This is a genomic window from Aurantiacibacter sp. D1-12 (genome assembly GCF_028858515.1).
GTDB lineage: Bacteria > Pseudomonadota > Alphaproteobacteria > Sphingomonadales > Sphingomonadaceae > Alteraurantiacibacter.
Genome location: NZ_JAPJZJ010000010.1, coordinates 1 through 1,532 on the forward strand (window position 1 = coordinate 1; position 1,532 = coordinate 1,532).

Genomic DNA, 1,532 nt, shown 5'->3' on the forward strand with positions numbered 1-1,532 from the left:
TCTCGTTATCGTAGAGATAGGCGTAAGTAGCATCGGCAGTCAGGTTGCCGTTGGCATCGTGGCAGAACCCGTTGCCGCTGACATCGGTATACTGGTTGAGACCGTTGGCGGTGTAGTTCGCGGTGGTGGTGCCGGAGGGATGCGCATTCCATGCGAACACCCCGTTGGTGCTGCTCTCGGTCAGGATTTGCGAGGCAGGGTTGCGGGTGGGGTAGGGATGCTGTCGCCGGAATTCTGCATCGTTCGAGAAGAACACCGGCAAGCGACCGTTGCCACGCTGAGTGATGTGGTGCGGGACTGCGGGATGGCGATGCAGGAAGGCGCGCCATTCCCAATGGTAAGTAAGCGGGAAGCAGAGTGTTAATTAAGGATACTACCCTCGGACTTCTCGCTCCCTTAATTCCAATTTCCGCAAATCTCCGGGCTTTTAAGATTTCTTAGGCCACGCCGTTACAGAGCACGCGTGCCGCTTCTGGCTCGTCAATCGAGCCGCGGACGTTGATAACCGCACATCCTCCGTCGAGAATTCTAGGCAATTCATTTGAGTCCCCCACGAAGAAAATTCCGCCTCCCGATTCTGACCTTCGGTGAAAAACCGCCTCTAAATATCCACCATCTACATGGTAGTATCTGTCATACTGTCCAATATCGCTTGCTCGACCCGGAAGTCTGATATTCTCCTCAAATTCTCGGATCAGAGCTATATCAATCGGCCCTGATGAGGTGCGCTGATCTGGCATTACAGTTGCAGATTTCGGATTGTTCCTATCAGAAGATTCTTCACAACTAGAGATGGACATGATGAGAACAACCAAAGTGAGTAACGATTTCATCTAACAGCCCTGCCCTCCTTGATTTGTGTTTTCCTCGCAAGCGACGTCAGACGGATAATAAGCACCACGCTCTGGCAACCCATGCTCACGCCTTATCATATTTTCATTAGCTAAGGAATGCAGTTCAGCCGGAGGCGTCGTGCCTGGATCGCCATTCCCGTAATCAAAACTCTGGTTACCGTATTCAGACGCACTCCCGTGTCCAAATTCATGGCCCAATCCTACAAAGGCAGGGCGATCTGTCTGCCCAGCGTCATTCATGCCGCCTTGTGTATTGCTAGGATCGAAAAATATCGTGCCACCACTCCCCGTTCCATCGCTCGCATCCGTTGGGGAATCCACTCGAAAAGAATTTCCATCTCCCTCGTTTTCGGGCGCTCGTATTTCAAACCTGAACTCTGACTCGGCTAGACGCCTGACGAGAGCTGCACCTCCTTCGTGTTCAATCAAGCGTGCGATTTGCGCTTGAACAGCAACCACATACTCAGGGGTCCCATGGATCCAGAGCTCTGTTCCCGTCGGATCAATCCCATTCACCGGATCATTCCCGACGTACCCATAGAGGTTCACATTATCCTCATACCCAATCGGATCGGTCTGCATAAAGCGGCCGAGGGTGGGTGAGTACATGCGGGCTTTGTAGTAGTAGAGGCCGAGCGCCTCGAGCCAGATCTGGCCGGTGTACTGGAACCGCCCGGT

At 53.1% G+C, this 1,532-nt stretch carries 3 protein-coding genes; all 3 read right to left on the reverse strand.

The genetic code is table 11. From position 1 onward, the window contains the following. Positions 1–262 (reverse strand): hypothetical protein (locus OOZ52_RS12800; protein WP_446698131.1); only part of this gene is annotated, 262 nt, incomplete at its 3' end. Between the two features lie 175 nt (positions 263–437). Next, a complete protein-coding gene (locus OOZ52_RS12805) occupies positions 438–833 on the reverse strand; it encodes a hypothetical protein (RefSeq protein ID WP_274698929.1) in 396 nt (131 codons plus the stop codon). Beyond that, positions 834–1,532: RHS repeat-associated core domain-containing protein (locus tag OOZ52_RS12810; RefSeq protein WP_274698930.1), on the reverse strand; the 699-nt coding region annotated here is incomplete at its 5' end. It abuts the gene before it with no gap.

Coding starts and splice junctions, on each gene's coding strand:
- OOZ52_RS12805 (WP_274698929.1), bottom strand. CDS start 833: ATGAAATCGTTACTCACTTTGGTTGTTCTCATCATGTCCATCTCTAGT.